This window comes from Mucilaginibacter sediminis (assembly GCF_051903035.1).
GTDB lineage: Bacteria > Bacteroidota > Bacteroidia > Sphingobacteriales > Sphingobacteriaceae > Mucilaginibacter.
Window position 1 is genome coordinate 5,896,968 of the sequence record NZ_CP170602.1, and the last position, 17,719, is coordinate 5,914,686.

14 protein-coding genes are annotated in these 17,719 nt (G+C 42.0%); 4 read left to right on the forward strand and 10 right to left on the reverse strand.

What is annotated here, in order from left to right; all coding sequences use genetic code 11:
- Positions 1–396 precede the first annotated feature (396 nt).
- Complete coding sequence (locus ACFGVS_RS24400; protein WP_090651656.1) at positions 397–2,931, forward strand: ATP-dependent Clp protease ATP-binding subunit; 2,535 nt, start codon at positions 397–399, stop codon at positions 2,929–2,931.
- A 178-nt stretch (positions 2,932–3,109) separates the two neighbouring features.
- On the opposite strand, the gene ACFGVS_RS24405 is transcribed toward ACFGVS_RS24400, so the two are convergent.
- Both ACFGVS_RS24405 and ACFGVS_RS24410 read right to left on the reverse strand, forming a co-directional pair.
- On the reverse strand, positions 3,110–4,207 hold the full coding sequence (locus ACFGVS_RS24405) for a beta-sandwich domain-containing protein (protein WP_439695931.1): 1,098 nt from the start codon (positions 4,205–4,207) through the stop codon (positions 3,110–3,112).
- A 60-nt stretch (positions 4,208–4,267) separates the two neighbouring features.
- Positions 4,268–5,389 (reverse strand): carboxypeptidase-like regulatory domain-containing protein, encoded by a 1,122-nt coding sequence (locus tag ACFGVS_RS24410; RefSeq protein ID WP_439695932.1) that lies wholly within the window; start codon positions 5,387–5,389, stop codon positions 4,268–4,270.
- 130 nt (positions 5,390–5,519) lie between these two features.
- Here ACFGVS_RS24410 and ACFGVS_RS24415 point away from each other — a divergent pair, with 130 nt between their 5' ends.
- The gene (locus tag ACFGVS_RS24415) at positions 5,520–6,197 is read left to right on the forward strand and encodes a GDSL-type esterase/lipase family protein (RefSeq protein ID WP_439695933.1); all 678 of its coding nucleotides are present in this window, start codon (positions 5,520–5,522) and stop codon (positions 6,195–6,197) included.
- 88 nt (positions 6,198–6,285) lie between these two features.
- Positions 6,286–6,672, forward strand: a complete 387-nt coding sequence (locus ACFGVS_RS24420; RefSeq protein ID WP_439695934.1) for a hypothetical protein — start codon at positions 6,286–6,288, stop codon at positions 6,670–6,672.
- A 69-nt stretch (positions 6,673–6,741) separates the two neighbouring features.
- Here the strand turns inward: ACFGVS_RS24420 and ACFGVS_RS24425 are convergent, their stop codons facing one another.
- From ACFGVS_RS24425 to ACFGVS_RS24460, 8 genes are all read right to left on the reverse strand, one after another.
- Complete coding sequence (locus ACFGVS_RS24425) at positions 6,742–7,554, reverse strand: enoyl-ACP reductase FabI (protein ID WP_274209909.1); 813 nt, start codon at positions 7,552–7,554, stop codon at positions 6,742–6,744.
- A gap of 155 nt (positions 7,555–7,709) precedes the next feature.
- Positions 7,710–9,434 (reverse strand): DNA repair protein RecN, encoded by a 1,725-nt coding sequence (recN, locus tag ACFGVS_RS24430; RefSeq protein WP_439695935.1) that lies wholly within the window; start codon positions 9,432–9,434, stop codon positions 7,710–7,712.
- Between the two features lie 191 nt (positions 9,435–9,625).
- Positions 9,626–11,554: a M56 family metallopeptidase gene (locus ACFGVS_RS24435; protein ID WP_439695936.1), complete on the reverse strand. Its 1,929-nt coding sequence runs from the start codon at positions 11,552–11,554 to the stop codon at positions 9,626–9,628.
- Positions 11,555–11,560: 6 nt separating this feature from the next.
- The gene (locus ACFGVS_RS24440; protein ID WP_090651664.1) at positions 11,561–11,938 is read right to left on the reverse strand and encodes a BlaI/MecI/CopY family transcriptional regulator; all 378 of its coding nucleotides are present in this window, start codon (positions 11,936–11,938) and stop codon (positions 11,561–11,563) included.
- A 429-nt stretch (positions 11,939–12,367) separates the two neighbouring features.
- Complete coding sequence (locus ACFGVS_RS24445; protein ID WP_090651665.1) at positions 12,368–13,258, reverse strand: DUF4835 family protein; 891 nt, start codon at positions 13,256–13,258, stop codon at positions 12,368–12,370.
- A complete protein-coding gene (gene coaBC, locus ACFGVS_RS24450) occupies positions 13,255–14,460 on the reverse strand; it encodes a bifunctional phosphopantothenoylcysteine decarboxylase/phosphopantothenate--cysteine ligase CoaBC (RefSeq protein ID WP_439695937.1) in 1,206 nt (401 codons plus the stop codon). The genes ACFGVS_RS24445 and coaBC overlap by 4 nt, the downstream gene beginning before the upstream one ends.
- A 176-nt stretch (positions 14,461–14,636) precedes the next feature.
- On the reverse strand, positions 14,637–14,969 hold the full coding sequence (locus ACFGVS_RS24455) for a DNA-directed RNA polymerase subunit omega (protein ID WP_090651667.1): 333 nt from the start codon (positions 14,967–14,969) through the stop codon (positions 14,637–14,639).
- A gap of 16 nt (positions 14,970–14,985) precedes the next feature.
- Complete coding sequence (locus tag ACFGVS_RS24460; RefSeq protein WP_090651668.1) at positions 14,986–15,909, reverse strand: outer membrane protein assembly factor BamD; 924 nt, start codon at positions 15,907–15,909, stop codon at positions 14,986–14,988.
- 249 nt (positions 15,910–16,158) lie between these two features.
- On the opposite strand from ACFGVS_RS24460, the gene ACFGVS_RS24465 reads away from it, so the two are divergent.
- Positions 16,159–17,604, forward strand: a complete 1,446-nt coding sequence (locus ACFGVS_RS24465) for an SDR family oxidoreductase (RefSeq protein ID WP_439695938.1) — start codon at positions 16,159–16,161, stop codon at positions 17,602–17,604.
- The last annotated feature ends 115 nt before the right edge of the window (positions 17,605–17,719 follow it).

Below are 17,719 nucleotides of genomic sequence, written 5' to 3' on the forward strand. Positions count from 1 at the left end.
CACAGTAAAATGGCAACTGTTTTGCTTGTTTTTGCGTACATATAGATGAAGACAACGTAAATATTATGTTAATGCCTTTATGGCATATGTTATGACGAAATGCCTGTTTTGTTGCTATCGTTATAATTTATTAACAAAATGTTTAAACTATTTTGAATTTTTTGTATCAAAATGGTAAGTTTCGTTCGTATATTGTAAAAAAATTGGGTGGTTGTTGGATTTTTTGATAAAAATTATTGTTTAAACCCAAACTTTAATAGCTTGCATATCATATCAATGTCTGTTTCTGCAAAGTGTTAAATGTTGGCAATATTGTTGATAAATGTTAAACCGTGCGTCGGGTTTGTAAAAACAAAATTTATAGATTGCGGCGTTCATAATAATTGAAAGGTATATATGGAAGCTAAATTTTCGCCGAGGGTTAAAGATGTCATTCAATACAGCAGAGAAGAGGCATTGCGCCTTGGGCACGACTATATAGGAACAGAGCATCTTTTACTGGGCCTCATCAGGGATGGTGATGGCGTAGCAATTAAATTGCTGAAAGGTTTGAACGTTGATACTGCAAAGCTTCGCCGTGCTGTGGAAGATGCCGTTAAAGGTACCATTGGAACCAATGTACACATAGGCAGCATCCCCCTGACCAAGCAAGCCGAAAAAGTATTAAAAATTACTTATCTGGAAGCCAAAATATTTAAAAGTGATGTAATTGGAACCGAGCACCTGCTGCTATCTATATTACGCGACGAGGATAATATCGCATCGCAGATATTGGTACAGTTTAACGTAAACTACGAGGTGTTTAAAGGTGAAGTGGAATCACATAAAAACGATGTAACTGACGAAATGCCCGGATCACCAACCGGCGGCGATGACGACTTTAAAGAAGAAGAATCATTCAGCCAGCCTAAAAAGGTATCTGACATTAAATCAAAAACACCGGTATTGGACAACTTTGGCCGCGATTTAACCCGCGCCGCCGAAGATGGGAAACTTGACCCGATTGTTGGGCGCGAAAAAGAGATTGAGCGTGTATCGCAAATCCTGTCGCGCCGTAAAAAGAACAACCCCATACTAATAGGTGAGCCAGGTGTAGGTAAATCGGCCATTGCTGAAGGCCTTGCACTGCGCATTGTACAGCGTAAAGTATCGCGTGTATTATTTAACAAACGCGTGGTAACGCTTGACCTTGCTTCGTTGGTTGCCGGGACAAAATACCGTGGCCAGTTTGAAGAGCGTATGAAGGCGGTAATGAACGAACTGGAAAAATCTCCTGATGTAATTTTATTTATTGATGAAATTCATACTATAGTTGGTGCAGGTGGTGCCTCGGGCTCGCTTGATGCATCAAATATGTTTAAACCCGCTTTGGCAAGGGGCGAAATTCAATGCATTGGCGCAACTACGTTAGATGAATACCGCCAGTACATCGAAAAGGATGGCGCTTTAGACCGTCGTTTCCAAAAGGTAATGGTTGAACCAGCTACCCCGGTTGAAACGATCGAGATCCTGAACCGCATCAAAGAGAAATACGAAGAGCATCACGGTGTAACATACACCCCCGAAGCTATCAATGCCTGCGTTAACCTAACCACCCGTTACATTACCGATAGGTTTTTACCGGATAAGGCTATCGATGCTTTAGACGAGTCGGGCTCGCGTGTTCACTTAACCAATATTCATGTGCCACAAAATATACTGGATATTGAGCAAAAGATTGAGCAGATAAAAATCGAGAAAAACAAGGTTGTACGCAGCCAGAAATACGAGGAAGCTGCCCAGTTACGCGATACCGAAAAGAATTTGATTGCCGAACTTGACCAGGCCAAAGCTGTTTGGGAAGCCGAAACCAAATCAAAACGCTACACTGTAACCGAAGATAATGTTGCCGAAGTAGTATCTATGATGACCGGCATCCCTGTACAAAGGGTAGGCCAGGCCGATAGCCAAAAGCTATTGAACATGGCAGATACTGTTGCCAGCAAAATTATTGGCCAGGACGATGCTATCAAAAAGTTAACACGCGCTATACAACGTACCCGTGCAGGCTTAAAAGATCCTAAAAAGCCAATCGGGTCGTTCATCTTCCTTGGCCCAACAGGTGTTGGTAAAACCGAGCTTGCCAAAGAGCTTGCCCGCTTTATGTTTGATACCGAAGACGCGCTGATACAAATTGATATGAGCGAGTACATGGAGAAATTCGCGGTATCGCGTTTGGTAGGAGCGCCTCCAGGCTATGTAGGTTACGAAGAAGGCGGACAGCTGACCGAAAAAGTACGCCGTAAACCATACGCTGTAGTATTGCTGGATGAGATTGAAAAAGCTCACCCGGATGTATTCAACATATTGTTACAGGTATTGGATGAAGGCCAGCTAACCGATTCATTGGGCCGTAAGGTTGATTTTAGGAACACCATCATCATCATGACCTCGAACATCGGCGCCCGCCAGTTGAAAGACTTTGGGCAGGGTGTAGGGTTCAGCACCAATGCTAAAAACTTACAGGCCGATACACATTCAAGAGGTGTTATCGAGAACGCTTTGAAACGTGCTTTCGCCCCTGAGTTTTTGAATCGTATTGACGATGTTATTGTGTTTAACTCATTAGGTAAAGAGGAGATCTTCAAGATCATCGATATCGAACTGGCATTCCTGTTTAGCCGTGTAAATGGCCTGGGATACAAAATCGAGCTTACTGAAGCCGCTAAGGAATTCATCGCCGAAAAAGGTTACGATTCGCAATTTGGGGCACGTCCGTTAAAACGTGCTATCCAGAAATATCTGGAAGATCCAATTGCCGAAGAGATCCTGAAAGGCGAATTGAGCGAAGGTGATATTATGAAAGTTGATTTCGACAAAGAAACCAGCCAGATCACCATCATCGACGAAAAAGGCGAAAGCAAAACGCCAACCGAAGAGGAAACCAAATAAGCAAGTTATTATTTAAAAATACAACCCCGTTTGCGCAGGCAGGCGGGGTTTTTTTGTGGGTGGCAGTTAAGTGAAAAGTACTAAGCCATAAGCCTAAAGCTGAGTTTTTTCTTTAGAACCGGAGACTTGGGACTAAATACTATCCTTCTATTTATAGATACATGACACCGGAATGATTTTAAGGAAAATAGTTCGCAGGCAAAACCGTTGCTATGCCGGCTGCGGCCCAAGCGCCCTCGGTAACAATGCTTTGCGGATTTATTATCCCATTGACGCCAAAAAATGCATATTGTTCATTAAAGGTAATTATAGTGGTTGCATATGGCGGAGCATAGGCCGGGAGATTAATTGCATTTACGTTTGTACGGTCATGCTTTTTTGTATAAATAATATATAAGCAATCAGTATAGCTCAGTGCAAATGTCCCTATCTTATCTGTTTTATGAACAAGGCTGTCTATTAGCAATGGTTTGTCCTTATATAATGTCTGGATATATGGCAGGCCATAATAGCCGGGCGTATTATAGTCCGGATTAGGCTTTCGGGTTAATTTTAACACCTTAAACCCCTCTTCTTCTACCTGATTGCCAACTACCGACCTGAAGAAATGCATCGATGAGCCAAAGTATGCCGTCTGGCGTTGCTTTTTCCATCTTTTCTTGTCAGAGTCGCTACCCTTAAGTTCCTCAAAAGCAGAAGTTCCATCGATATATGCCGATCCGTCCGGCCTGTAATAAAAGATACTTAATTTATATTTTATAAGATATCCTAAGGCCTTGTTTTCAATTTCAATATCTTCATCAGAAAAAGCGGTGATTTTTTTTAACAGTTTGTTATATTTTACAAAAATAACATCCGGGTTTAAAATGGTACATTGTTTTGCATTGTCAGAACGGCCCAAAAATACCTCTTTAAAAATACTAAGATCGCGTTCGCGGTCCTTGTAGTATTTGTTGTTAACAACATCCAGTTCATCTAAAAGCAACAGGTTAATATCTGGTACTACAACATTATTGTCATATACAATCAACGTATTGGCGTATGTTTCATAGTCTGATGAACTTACTACCAGTACATACTCGCCAGGTTTAACATTGGTAATGCTAAACGCCCCATCAGCATCTGTTTTGTATTTTGTTGTATCCTTATCCAAAAATACCCTGGCGTTTGCCACTGGATTTTTGTGACGTTTATCAACAACCTTTCCTGTGATCTTAAATTGGGAGAAACACACCGTGGGGAGCGATAGAAGTAATAAGAGTAAAGGTTTTAACATGAATAAAGCTAACCAATAAATTTTATTTTATAAATAGCCTATACGTACCATATGTCGGGTTTATTTGGTAACAGCGGGACCATAATCCACCGGCAGCAACTCCGCAATCCGGCTTTTGCCCCAATCCCCTTCAAATACGATACTGTGCGGATTGGCAATAATGCCGTTGTTATCAAAAAAAGCATAAGGTTCATCAAATGCAAGGATGGTGACCGGGTGGTTTGGGATCTCGAGCGGATGATAAACAGATAGGTCAGTTTCTTCACGTTTTTTGGTGTAGATGATATATAGGCAGTCGGTAAAGCCAATGGCAAATAACCCGGGCTGGTCGGTAGGGTGCGCAAAGTCTGGCGGTCCCAGCGGTGGTTTGGTGTATAGCGACTGGATATATTTATAATTGTTATTGCCCAGCCGCCCTTCTTTATAATCGGGATTTGGTTTGCGCACAAGCCGTAAAACCTGGAAGCCTTCCTTATCTGTTTGGCTGCTGATAACCGAACGTAAAAAATGCATAGACGAGCCAAGGTAAGCTGCCTGTCGCTGTTTTACCCACTTGCGCTGCTGCGATTTACTTCCTTTCATTTCCTGGAATACAGAGAGGCCCTCGTAATAAAAAAAGCCTTTAGCATCATAACTGAATTTCGAAAGCTTATACTTTATCAAATAACCCAGGGCCTTGTTTTCAACCTCGATAAAGTCGTCATTACTGGTGGCCGACAGGATCATCGTTTTGGTGTCGAAATCAACGTCCACAACATCTGGGTTCAGGATTTTACACAGGGCGGCATTATCTGAAGTGCCAAGGAACAAACGTTTAAAATCGGCATAATTGCGCTGCCGGTTTGGGTCGGGCCGGATGTTAACTTCCTGCAGCATGATTGTTTTTGGAGCCAGCGAAATATCAGCGAGCACAATATTGGCCGCACCCGCCATCAGGGTAACGCTATGGGTTTCGAAACCGATGGCGGTAACAATGAATGTATACTGGCCGGGTTTTACATTGCTAAGCGTAAATGTGCCATCGTCGGCAGTTTTATCGCCAACTATGGCGTTGTTTAAAAACACACTGGCATTGGCGATTGGCTTTTGGTCGGCAGTATTAATTACTTTGCCGGTAATTTTTATTTGCGCCAGGCAAACTCCGGGTATCAGCAACAAAAGCAAGGCAAGGGTCTTTAGCATAGATAAATTAAACTAAAATTTTAGTTATTTCAAAATGCTTTTATTCGCGCCTCGTATACCGCCTGTGGATGATGGTTAATTGTATCTTTATAGCCTATAAATGCGGGTTAATTCATTGTTTTAATTGGTAATGCGGGTAAATAAAAAGGTTATCTATAAATGGCTGTTTGTGGTTTCGGTTATGCTGAACGTGATTACGGCGGGCTATTTTATCGATCGTAAAGTTTATTTTGGTTACATGCGCCGCCACCAGTTTGAGAAGCAAAAATGGGATGCGCTTTTCAGCACTCAAAGAGATAACCAGGAAATTATATTTATAGGTACAAGCTTAACCGAAGGCTTCGCGTTAAGAAGCAACTTCGACAACATCCACCTGAAAAACATGGGCTTTGCCGGGTTGGAGACTGATGGGATCCTGGAAAACCTGAAAAGGATCATTATACGCAAACCACCGAAAATATTTTTGGAATCCGGGATAAACGATGTACGCAATGGCAAGAGTATGGACAAGGCTTACAATAACTTTGTGGAAATGAATATGGTAGCTAAAGCTGCTTCGCCCGCAACCAAACTGTATGTACAATCGGTATTGCCTACTTTGAACAGCCAGTTTAACCAAAAGATAAAAGCCTATAACCGCAGGGTGGCCGACTATTGCTTAATCAATCACGTTACTTATATAGATATGTATGATCACTTTTTAGTTGATAATAAGCTAAACGCCCTTGCAACTACCGATGGTATCCATCTTACTCCGTATGGCTATTATTTATGGAAAAAGCAGATAGAAAAATATATTGCCGAATAGTTAATACTGTTTTTGAAATAAATTATCTCAGATTCCGTTAAACCTTTTTAAATTATATTGTTCTTACAATATATACAATCGAAACATTATGAAAAAAATCTTGACTTTAATTTGCTGCACTATACTGTTGGCAGCTACATCATGTAAAAAAGAAACAATTATCGGCCCTGGTGCAACAACTGTTTTTACATCAACTACCGGTTGGAGTTTTGATAGCACAATAGGCAATAACGGAGCTTATACTTCGGACATTCCGATGCCTGAAATTGATAATTATTATGACAATCACGGAGCTGTATTAGTTTATCTGGATGACAGTGGAACTTATGAGCAGCTTCCGGATGTGTTTGACGGGATTACCTACAGGTTTGTTTATACCAAAGGGCACGTGTATATTGACGCTCAGAATGCCGATGGTAGTAAATTAACAGTTGCGCCCCCAAAGCTTAATGTTAAGATAGTTTTGGTACAATAAAGCCTAAACAGTAAAATAAAGAAGCCCCTTTGCATTTGCATAGGGGCTTCTTTGTTGAATAGTATTTTTTTATTTCGCCATCTGATCTATAACAGCTTGCGTTACACCGGTAAAGGAGAAGCCACCGTCATGGAAAAGATTCTGCATGGTAACCATTTTTGTTAAATCGCTGAACAGGGTGATGCAATAATCAGCACATTGGTCGGCATCGGCATTGCCAAGCGGGCTCATTTTTTCGGCAAATTCAATAAAGCCATCAAAGCCTTTAACCCCAGATCCTGCAGTTGTACGGGTTGGCGATTGTGATATAGTATTTACGCGTACTTTTTTGCTTACGCCGTATTCGTAACCAAAGTTACGGGCAATGCTTTCTAAAACGGCCTTGTTATCGGCCATGTCATTATAGCCGGGGAAATAGCGCTGGCCGGCTATGTAACTTAAAGCAACTACAGATCCCCAATCGTTAATGGCATCATGTTTCATAGCTGCCTGTAAAATGCGGTGCAGGCTTAAGGCCGAAATATCAAAACCTTTATGGGTAAAATCGTAGTTGTTTTCGTAATAAGGAATGTTTTTACGCACATTGATGCTCATGCCAATAGAGTGCAGGATAAAATCAACACCGCCGCCAAAATGTTCTTTTGTTTTGGTAAACAGATTGTTGATGTCATCATTACTGGTAACATCGGCACCTATAACGGGCGCATTGCATTCTTCAGCAAGTTTATTGAGTTCGCCCATGCGTAATGCAATAGGCGCGTTTGATAATACAATTTCGGCACCTTCCTGTACAGCGCGCTGCGCTACCTTCCAGGCGATGGATTGCTCATTTAGGGCACCAAATATGATGCCTTTTTTGCCTTTTAATAAATTATAAGCCATGTTTTGATTTTTTACAATTGGGCGTAAAGTTATAATATTAGTATCAAGTAGTTAGTATCAAGTATCAAGATTTTTTCTTCAAGTAGTAAGTATCAAAATTTTTGACTGTCGGACTAAAAGGCTTCCAGACTTCCGGTCTTACTACCTGATACTTGCTAATTACTACTAAGTAGTTCCCTGGCATTCTGCAAAGCGCTTTCGCCCGGTTTATCACCGCTCAGCATTTTGGCAATTTCCAATATGCGCTCCCGGGCATCCAGTTGTTTCATGCGGGTATAGGTAGTTGCCGCGCTATCGTCCTTATAAACAAAGTAATGGTTTTTACCCTTGCTGGCAATTTGCGGCAGGTGGGTAATGGTTATCACCTGTAAATTATCGGCAAGGCGCTCCATAATAGTTCCTACTTTATTGGCTACTTCGCCCGACACCCCGGTATCGATCTCATCGAAAATAATGGTTGGCAACGCAGTGTATTTAGCAATGATAGATTTGATGCTCAGCATCAGCCTGGATAGCTCGCCACCGGATGCTACCTTACTCATTTCGGCCAAAGCATGCCCTTTATTGGCTGAGAAAAGGAACCGTACGTGGTCGACACCATTTTTGGTGAGATGGTCCGCAAGTCCGAAAGTCCGCAAGTCCGGAAGATGGTTTGACTTTCCGACTTCCGGACTTTCCGGCTTCCGGACTATATTTTCAATCTTCAACGCCGAGCTTCCCATCCCCATTTCGGTAAGGGTATCAATTACCTGTTTTTCGATGGCAGGGATGGCTTTCAGGCGGTTTGCAGTTAATTTGCCTGCCAGTTTTTCAAGCTCAGCTTTATCGGCAGCAAGTTGTTTTTGCAATTTTTCGATGGTTTCATCGCCAAATAAAGCCTGTTGTATTTTCTCCGATAGGTCATCCTGTATCTGCAATAGTTCGGCGTTACTATTTACCCGATGCTTTTTTTGCAGGTTATATATCAAACTAAGCCGGGTGTTAATTTCATCAACCCTGGCATCGTTGGTATGTGTTTTTTGTTCGATGCCTTCTACTTCGGCGGCAATGTCTTTCAGTTCGATAATCGTGCTGTTCAATCGCTGGTGCAATTCCTCAATCTGTGCATCAAATTTTTCTATTGCGCCTAATTGCTGTCCGGCCTCGCGCAGTTGCGCCAGGGCAGCGGTTTCGCTTTCCTGTACCAGGTAATAGGCTCCGTACAGGTTACGTTTTATTTCTTCGGCATTGTTTAATGCGTATAGCTCTTTTTCAAGCGGCTCCTGCTCGTCGGCAGCCAGGCTAACTTTTTCAAGTTCATCAAACTGAAACTGGTAATAATCAAGGTCGGCTTTGGCCTTATCGCTTTCGGCAATCAGTTGGGCAAGCTTGCCGGTGTCTTTTTTAAATGCGCGGTATTTAGTGCGGTAGTCGTTCAGCAAATCGTCGTGTTTGGCTACCGAATCAACCACCAATAGCTGAAACTCCGGGTCATTAATCTCTAATGTGGCGTGTTGCGAATGGATATCAATCAGTTTTTCGCCTAATTGTTTGAGCGATGTAAGATTCACCGGTGTATCATTTACAAAAGCACGCGATTTACCATCGGAAGATATCTCGCGGCGTAAAACGGTTTCTGCTTCATAATCCAGGTCGTTCTCTTCAAAAAAAGAGCTTAAATGAAAGCCGCTGATTTTAAACGAACCTTCGATAACGCACTTTTTTTGCTGGTTAAAAAAGTAACGGCTTTCGGCACGCTGCCCCAAAATAAGCGACAGTGCACCCAAAATGATCGATTTACCTGCGCCGGTTTCGCCGGTGAGTATATTTAAACCTTCGCCAAAACTTATCTCCAGGTTATCAATCAGCGCGTAATTATTGATGGTTAGCTTTTGAAGCATAAAAAAAGTATCCTTATTTTATTAAGGATACTAAATTAAGCATTAAGCTTCTTTAAAATAAAATTTAATAAATTATTGCTAAATAATTTAGTGTTGGTCTTTGGTCGGAAGTCCGGAAGTCGGAAAGTCAGAAAATGCAATCCAGACTTAGGTCTTTCCGACTTCCCGACTTTCGGACTTTCCGACTTCAATTATTCTTTGTCGCTGTCCATCAGGTAAGCCTCTTTCTTGGCTTCGGCTATGCGCTTTTTAAATTCGGGGCTGTTGGTATATTCGCGCAGTTTTTTACTGGCTTCACGTAATTGTGCTTTTGCCTGTTTCATTTCGGCATTATCCTGGTAGCTACGCATTTGTTCGCCAAGTTTTCTCATCTCCTGCTTTTGCTCTTCCATTTGTGGGTTGCGGAAGGCTTTTCTCAAACTATCGCTCATTACCCTAAGCTCCTCGCTTTTTTTGCGAAATTCTGGTGAGTCATAATGACCGCGCATTTCCTCGCCCATTTTTTTCAATTGTTCGGTTTGCTCTTTTACCTCGGGCGATATTTTGCTTTGCAGTTCGTCCTGGTATTTGCGATAGTTTTCATCCTTGCGGTCATCATGATATTCGCCTTTTATACCATATTTTTTCCTCAGTTCGGCATTCATGCGTTTAAAATCTGCGCTGTTGTAGTATGCGCCAACTTGTTCGCCCAGCTTGCCCATTTGCTCGCTCATTTTGGTGGTTTCACCGGTTTCGGCCCAGTTTTTCTGAAAATCTTCGGCTATTTTTTCCTGTTCTTCCTGTATCTTCTTTAATTCCGGGTTGTTGTAAAACTTCTCCATTGCTTCGCCTTTTTCTTCCATCAACTTTTGCAGTTTTTGAAAATCGGCGCTGTTGTAGTACTTATCAATCTGTTTTGCGTACTTATCAACTTCGGCAGTTAGCTTGTTCAACTCTTTGTCATCAAAGTTATTGTAACGCTCTTCGGCAAGCCTTTTGTTCCTGATGGCGGTTTTATTGGCTACAACCTTTTTTGCTTTAACAACCTTTTTTCGGGTAGTATCGGTTAGTAATTCTTTTAATGCGGCTGGGTAGGTAATTTTTACTTTTTTGATAGCTATTTTACCATCGGCTATGGTTGGGTTAAGCCAGGCAATACTGCTGATGCCTGCTGTAAGTATTGCAACAGCCACTAAAAGGTGGCGTATGTTGCCTATTGGTTTTTGGGTTTTCATGATCCGTTCAATTCTGTTTAATAAATGATATTTTTTCCCGGTGGCGGCAAGGGCCATTTGCAGGTTTACCTGTCTTTTTTGCTCCAGTTTTAATAGTGCATGCGCATACACTAAGGGCTGGGCAGTGGTTTGTACTACCAGGTCATCGCACCGGTTTTCGCGTTCCTGGTTTATTATCCTATTAATTAATTGGGCAAAGGGGTTAAAGAAAAGCAATATGCTCATAAACTGCTGCAACAGGTTGAGCAGGTAATCGTTACGTTTGATGTGCGATAGCTCATGTAATAAAATAGATTTTATCTCGTCGGCAGATAAGTAAGTAGTGAGCGAAATAGGCAGCAATATTATCGGGCTAAAAAAGCCAATCATGCAGGGCACATCCACAAAACGACTGATGTTTACGCTCACATATTTTTTAATGTTCATTTGCCGGCAAAGCGTATCCACGTAAACCTGTACGGCATCAGATGGCATCATGGTGCGTTTTATGTGATTGATTTTTTGCCAGTTGAGCCCCATTTTTAAAATATTGAATGTGAGCCCGATAAAGTAGATGGCCGATATGTAGGGCAAATAACCCTCAATAGCGTAATAGTAATAATTATGTTGTGCTGTATAATGGATGTTAACCAAAGGCAGGTTAAGCGCAGGTAACATGTCAGGGGCATTTGTTGCAGCCAAATTTACCCACGCATGCGCCTGTAGCTGGTTTACAAAGGTATAAACAAACCACACGCTTATAGCCAACATGGCAACCATAGCGGTGTTGTGCTTTTTTATGGTTGATAACGATGGCGCGCACGTTAATAACAGGCGCAAAGCAAACCAAACCAATAACCCCTGCCATAATGAGTGGATAATAGTGATACCCAAAACCTGGCTTATATTATAGAACACACTTTCCATAACGTTTTATTTTTTGTCCTGATCAAACTGATTTAAAAAGTTTTTAATGGCATCTATCTCATCCTTTGAAGCCCGGTGCTGGCCAAGTGCCTGTATCACCAGATCGGATGTGGAGCCTTTAAACACAGTAGACAATATTTTATCCAGAGCGTTGCTTTGCGCCTGCTCTTGTGTAAATAAAGCTTTGTATAAATGTGTTTTAGAGGTGGTATCACGCTCAACCATACCTTTATCATGCATAATCTGCATTAGTTTAAGGGTAGTAGTATAGCCTGCATCTTTAGTTTTGGCCAATTCTTCGTGTACATCGCGTACGGTGCATTGTCCCATTCTCCAGATTACCTGTAAAATTTCCAGCTCGCTTTCTGTTGCTTTTATATCCATTTTAGTTTAATACGAATTTATTCGTACAAATATCTACGATAGATTTCGTATATGCAAGGGTTTTGTGAAATTTTTTTGGTGAGTGGTTGATTGGGTTGATTGAGTTGGATTAGGTTGATTAAGTTGGATTGGGTTGATTGGGTTGGATTAAGTGAATGTCTGAACTAGAATTTCCCGAATTAGCTTTTTAAATTCTGTTCATTCTTTATTTCTGTAAATTCAGGTTCAGGCAAATGTGTTAGCGATTGCAGCGAATACCGGCCATGCGGGTAATGCCCGTGCAGTATAAGCGTAAAGCCCGGCCGCAGGCAACACCATTATTTAGATGTGAGATATTAGATTTGAGACCGAAGAACTGGGGGAAGAACGATACTGAAGCAGGATTCAAATAAACGAATCAAAAACTCTCCCTTCAGGGGGCTGGAGGAGCTATTTTAAAGCCTGGTACTTATTCCCATTGGCAGGATCGGCCTGTAAAAATAAATTCATGGCCTGTACGCGCTCCTGCGGATCGGCCTTGCTGTATAGGGATACCAGTTCATCGCTTTTGGCGGTATAAAATATGAGTGGGAACATAGAGCCTACACGCTGCCTGTCGACCTGCTGCAGGGTGGGTAAAAAGGAAGAGATAGCTTTACGCCCTTTATTCACATTGTCGGCCATTAAATCGAGGCCGTTGCGGTGGTAATCGTACATAAAACCGCGTAGCTGGGCGTAAAGTTTGTTGTTTAAATTTTCGGATAACCAATAACGGTTGGTGTTGCCGTCAAACGCTTTCCAGCCTTTGTATGATCCGGTTTGGGCGTTGTTTACCACTGTTTGCGCTGCAGCAAAATAGGGGCTGCCCCCAAAGCGCGAAAAGGTATCATAATCCATCCCTACAATAATGTAGGCGTAAAATGCCATTACCGAACTTAGGTTGCTTTGAAAATTCTGATCGCTATAGTCAACTGTCTGGCCTTCATTATAGGTGAAATCAACGTCGCGGTCGTTAATATTAATCAGGGTTGTGCTGTATGACGACCCGAAAACGGGCCGTGATGATTGTACCTGCAATTCGCCGCTAAAGTTGCTGCCGCCATCCCAGTTTGTAATGTTCAATACAAAATTACAATCAATACGCTCCTGTGGCAAAATAGGGTCGGCACTCCACTTACGGCCATTTAAAAAATCTTTCATGGCCGTTTCCAGTGTTTGGAAAACCCGCTTATTGCTCACCTGTATTTTTGGCGAAACTACCGATACACGTGCATTCAGGTCCTGTGCGGTGCACCTGAAACCCCAAAAAATCAGGATAGCGTAAATGGCCAGTTGTTTCATCCGGTTATAAGTTGTGCAAGTTTAAGGCAAATATCATGTGCCACTGCCTCCTTGCTTTTTAGTGCGAAGGTTGTTTTTTGCAGGTTACGGTCAATAATGGTAATTTTATTGGTATCCTGTTTAAAACCGGCGCCGGCATCATTCAACGAATTTAATACAATAAAATCTAAATTCTTCTTTTGCAGTTTGGTTATTGCATTTGTTTCCTCGTCGTTAGTTTCCAGCGCAAAACCAACCAGGACCTGACCGGGAGCTTTTTGGCCGCCCAGTGTTTTTAAAATATCGGTGGTGGTTTTCAGGCTGATATTAAGCGCGGCATCCTTTTTTTTGATTTTTTGCGGTGCTACCTCGGTTGGAGTATAATCAGCAACGGCTGCGCTCATGATGCAGGCTTTTGCATCTTTATAATTGGTTAAACAGGCATCCAGCATTTCGGCAGCCGATGTAACGTTTATGCGTTTAACAGATTTTTGTTTGCTAACCTGTGCTGTTGGGCCGCTTATTAATATAACATCGGCGCCCATTACAGCCAGCTCATCGGCAATAGCGAAACCCATTTTGCCAGATGAATGATTGCCTATAAAACGTACCGGATCAATAGCCTCATAGGTTGGACCGGCGGTTACCATGATTTTATGCCCCGCTAAAAGGAGTTTTTTTTTAATTGCCGACGACAAAAAATCCACAATTTCTTCGGGTTCGGCTAATCGCCCTTCGCCGTACAGTCCGCTGGCCAGCTCACCGCTGCCGGGAGCTATCATGATGTTGCCAAATGATTGCAGCCTGGCAACATTTTGGCGGGTTGCCGGGTGCAGCCACATATCCAGGTCCATAGCGGGGGCAAAGTACACCGGGCATTTGGCAGATAGGTAAACGGCTGTAAGCAAGTTATCGCAAAACCCGTTGGCCATTTTTGCCAGGGTATTTGCGGTAGCAGGGGCTATAATGAGCATATCGGCCCAAAGGCCAAGCTCCACATGGTTATTCCATTCGCCGGTTTCGGTTTTGTAGTAATCAACCAGTACGGGCTTTTTAGATAGGGTAGAAAGGGTAAGCGGTGTTATAAAATTAACAGCATCTGGTGTCATCACCACCTGCACGCTTGCCCCGGCCTTAACCAATAGCCTAACCAGCAATGCCGATTTATATGCAGCTATACTGCCGCAAACTCCCAGGATAATGTTTTTACTTTTTAAATTCAAAATTCAAAATTCAAAAGTCAAAAAATATGACTTAGTCAACGACATCGATATGGCTAATTCAAAAAAGATAATTTAAATAACCATGTGAATATAGCTAAAAAAACAAAAGTCAAAACCCAAAGTAACCATACAGATCACTTTTGAATTTTGACTTTTGAATTTTGCCTTAACGAAGCTTACGCTTCTTTAGCCGGGTTACGGTAGTAAATCTTATCGTCTAAAAACTCCTGAACGGCAACCAATGATGGTTTTGGTAGTTTTTCGTAATATTTAGAGATTTCGATTTGTTCGCGGTTTTCAAAAACTTCTTCCAGGTTATCGTTCGATGATGCAAACTCAGAAAGTTTTTGGTGTAACTCTTCTTTAATATTATTTGATATCTGGTTCGCCCTTTTAGACATGATCACAAGCGACTCATATATGTTATCCGTTTTAACGTCCAGCTCGCGTAAATCGCGGGTTACAGTGCTGCTTGCTACTGCTGGTTTGTTGGTGTTGTTAGCTGTCATATCTTAATTTTTTTAATTATGGTATCCTCTGGTTCTGATTCTTTTCTGATGGTGGCTGCGTTTTGATGGTATCTTTTTTTGCCAGCTTTTTTGCCAGTTTATCATCTGCCAATGCTTCGGCCATTACGCGTTTGGCATCCACTATACCTATTTGACTGTCTTTTTTTAGCCCGGCAACTTCGTGGTTATATTTGCTTTTAGGAAACTTGTCGGTAAACTGATCGGCATAAGTTACAGCCTGTTCAAAACGTTCTTCCTGCCTGGCTTCAAAACTATGACTGGCGTATTGATACTGTGCCTTTATGATCAGGAACTCAATCTCTTCACCATATTTGGTATCCGGGTAATCGCGCAGCACATTATTAAAGGCAATAACCGCCGATTGATAATCGCTGATGGTTAAATATAATTTGGCGTTTTCATAAGCCTTTTGTTCCAGCTTATCGCGCAGGTTTTGTATCAGCTTGCTTGCCTCTGTTACACGGTCGCTTTTAGGGTAAAGGTTAATAAACAATTGTAACGTTTCAATAGCCTTTAACGTGTTTTCCTGGTCAAGCGAGTAAGTAGGCGAATCGAGGTAGTAGCAATAAGCCGAAAAGAAACGGCATTCCTCGGCCCTTGGGCTCGATGGGTAAGTATCGGCAAAGGTTTTAAAATGAAACCTTGCAGATGTATAATCCTTTAGCTTATAGTTGGTGAAGGCATAGTAATAAAACAGGTCTTCGGCAGCGCTGCGGCCACGATAGCGTTCAACCAGCACATCAAATAAACCAAGCGCTTTTTCGTACTCCTGTTTATTATAGTATTTAATAGCCTCCTGGTATTTTTTGGCGTAATCGTTACTTGCTTTTAACTTTTCGTATTTGCTTTTACAACTTCCCAATGTAATAATCAACAGGGCTAAAACACAGGCGAATAACGTTAGTTGTTTTTTAAACATTTTGCAAAGATAGGTGATTAATGTAAATCAGTCAATTATTTATTTAGGTGCTAATATATAACGTGTTTGGTGCTCCTTTTATACGTCGCGCGCGCTTTTAACATCTTTTAACTTATGTTAGTTTTAAACCACATATGCCGGGCGTATAAAGCAAAGGTTTTATTAACGTTGATTTTGCTGTAATAATTACTAGCTTGGTTTTAAATAGGCTTTGGAAAACACCTTGCCTTTTCTATTGTTTAAAAGCATATGAAAGTTTTACTTGCTGGTGCCAATGGTTACATAGGAACAAGGCTTATCCCGGTTTTGCTGGAGAAAGGTCACGATGTAATTTGCCTGGTGCGCGATAAGCGCCGCTTTCATGAACATAGTGATTTCAGTAAAAGGGTTACCCTGATTAATGGCGATTTGCTTAAGGAGGCGGATATTGAAGCTTTTCCGGAAGATATTGATGCCGCTTATTACCTGGTTCATTCCATGGCGCAGGCGCAGGATTTTGCTGCCCTGGAAATGCTATCAGCTTATAATTTTATAAAGGCCCTTGATAAAACCAATTGCAGGCAAACCATATTTTTAAGTGGTATTACCAACGATGAAAACCTGAGTAGGCATCTTGAATCGCGCAGACATGTAGAGGATGTATTGAATGAGGGCAAGGCTGCACTTACAGTATTAAGGGCAGCTATCATCATCGGCTCGGGTAGTGCGTCGTTCGAGATCATCCGTGACCTTACCGAGAAACTGCCTGTCATGACTGTTCCGCGCTGGGTAAATACCCGTTGCCAACCCATTGCTATTCGCGATGTGTTGGGCTATCTGGAAGCCGTAATGCTTAACCCCAAAACATTTAACAAAACATTTGATATTGGCGGCCCGGACATTTTATCTTTTAAAGATATGATGCTGGTGTATGCCAAGGTGCGTAAGCTTAAACGGCACATATTTATCGTGCCGTTTCTGTCGCCAAAAATATCGTCGTACTGGCTTTACTTTGTAACCTCCACCAGTTATACCCTTGCCCAAAGCCTGGTAAATAGTATGAAGAACGAAACCATCATGAAGGACCATGCCATTGACGATGTTGTACCACGCAAATGTCTTACGTATGAAGAAGCGTTAAACCTGGCCTTTGTTAAAATAGAACAAAACTCGATAGTATCCAGCTGGAAGGATGCCCTGAATATGGGCTACCTTAACAACAGCTTCATGGACCAGATAAAGGTGCCCCAAAACGGCACGCTTGAATATAAAGTAAAAGTGCCCTTTGAGCGTGATAGCCAGGACGTGTTTGTTAATTTTATGTCGGTAGGGGGCAACCGGGGCTGGTATTATTGGGACTGGATTTGGAACCTGCGCGGTTTTCTTGATAAATTATTCGGCGGGGTAGGCTCGCGCCGGGGCCGAACCAGCAGCATTGACATAGCGCCGGGCGATGTGATAGATTTTTGGAGAGTATTATTAGCCGATAAAGAAAATAAACGCCTTTTACTATATGCCGAAATGATGCTGCCGGGCGAGGCATGGCTTGAATTTAAAATAATAGAACGTAATGGCTCTAAAAATTTGAGCCAGGTAGCTACCTTTAGACCCAGCGGCCTTTGGGGCAGGTTATACTGGTATGCCATGTGGCCATTCCACCTGTTTATTTTCAACGGCATGGCCAAAGAGATTGTACACTATGGGGAGGTTGATTAGTCATTGTCGCTGCGCTTGTCATTGGTCATTTCGCTTCGCTGTCATTGGTCATTGATGGTTTGCAAAAATACTTTAGATAATCAAAACAATAAAAGCCCCGGCCAATTCCCACTAA

What these genes read in the sequence shown, in the direction of transcription:
- ACFGVS_RS24425 (WP_274209909.1), bottom strand. Translation starts at nt 7,554, where the DNA reads ATGGCTTATAATTTATTAAAAGGCAAAAAAGGCATCATATTTGGTGCC.
- ACFGVS_RS24460 (WP_090651668.1), bottom strand. Translation starts at nt 15,909, where the DNA reads ATGTTTAAAAAACAACTAACGTTATTCGCCTGTGTTTTAGCCCTGTTG.
- ACFGVS_RS24400 (WP_090651656.1), top strand. Translation starts at nt 397, where the DNA reads ATGGAAGCTAAATTTTCGCCGAGGGTTAAAGATGTCATTCAATACAGC.
- ACFGVS_RS24455 (WP_090651667.1), bottom strand. Translation starts at nt 14,969, where the DNA reads ATGACAGCTAACAACACCAACAAACCAGCAGTAGCAAGCAGCACTGTA.
- ACFGVS_RS24420 (WP_439695934.1), top strand. Translation starts at nt 6,286, where the DNA reads ATGAAAAAAATCTTGACTTTAATTTGCTGCACTATACTGTTGGCAGCT.
- ACFGVS_RS24435 (WP_439695936.1), bottom strand. Translation starts at nt 11,554, where the DNA reads ATGGAAAGTGTGTTCTATAATATAAGCCAGGTTTTGGGTATCACTATT.
- ACFGVS_RS24465 (WP_439695938.1), top strand. Translation starts at nt 16,159, where the DNA reads ATGAAAGTTTTACTTGCTGGTGCCAATGGTTACATAGGAACAAGGCTT.
- ACFGVS_RS24440 (WP_090651664.1), bottom strand. Translation starts at nt 11,938, where the DNA reads ATGGATATAAAAGCAACAGAAAGCGAGCTGGAAATTTTACAGGTAATC.
- ACFGVS_RS24415 (WP_439695933.1), top strand. Translation starts at nt 5,520, where the DNA reads ATGCGGGTAAATAAAAAGGTTATCTATAAATGGCTGTTTGTGGTTTCG.
- ACFGVS_RS24405 (WP_439695931.1), bottom strand. Translation starts at nt 4,207, where the DNA reads ATGTTAAAACCTTTACTCTTATTACTTCTATCGCTCCCCACGGTGTGT.
- ACFGVS_RS24445 (WP_090651665.1), bottom strand. Translation starts at nt 13,258, where the DNA reads ATGAAACAACTGGCCATTTACGCTATCCTGATTTTTTGGGGTTTCAGG.
- recN (WP_439695935.1), bottom strand. Translation starts at nt 9,434, where the DNA reads ATGCTTCAAAAGCTAACCATCAATAATTACGCGCTGATTGATAACCTG.
- ACFGVS_RS24410 (WP_439695932.1), bottom strand. Translation starts at nt 5,389, where the DNA reads ATGCTAAAGACCCTTGCCTTGCTTTTGTTGCTGATACCCGGAGTTTGC.